Source organism: Onishia niordana, from assembly GCF_004798965.1.
Classification (GTDB): domain Bacteria; phylum Pseudomonadota; class Gammaproteobacteria; order Pseudomonadales; family Halomonadaceae; genus Onishia; species Onishia niordana.
In genome coordinates this window covers 1-234 of sequence record NZ_SDSD01000170.1, presented here as the reverse complement: position 1 = coordinate 234, position 234 = coordinate 1, and the positions used below count along the sequence as shown (strand labels likewise).

General features: G+C 42.7%; 1 pseudogene. It reads left to right on the top strand.

From position 1 onward, the window contains the following. Window positions 1–234: pseudogene (locus ETC27_RS18375) on the top strand (phenylalanine--tRNA ligase subunit alpha); the annotation flags it as partial.

The following is a 234-nucleotide window of genomic DNA, read 5'->3' as shown; positions in this document are numbered from 1 at the left end:
AAAGACCTAACAAATGAAGAACGGCCAGTTATCGGTGCTCTAGCTAATGCCTTCCGTGACGAATTTGGAGCGAATCTTGAGGAGAAAAAAGCAGAGCTTGAAGCAGCCGCCATGAATGCAGCCTTAAATTCTGAAACTTTAGACGTGACTTTACCCGGTCATGCACCTAAAAAAGGTGCGCGTCATATTTTGACTCAAACAGCAGAAGAGATTGAGGAAATTTTCTTAGGTATT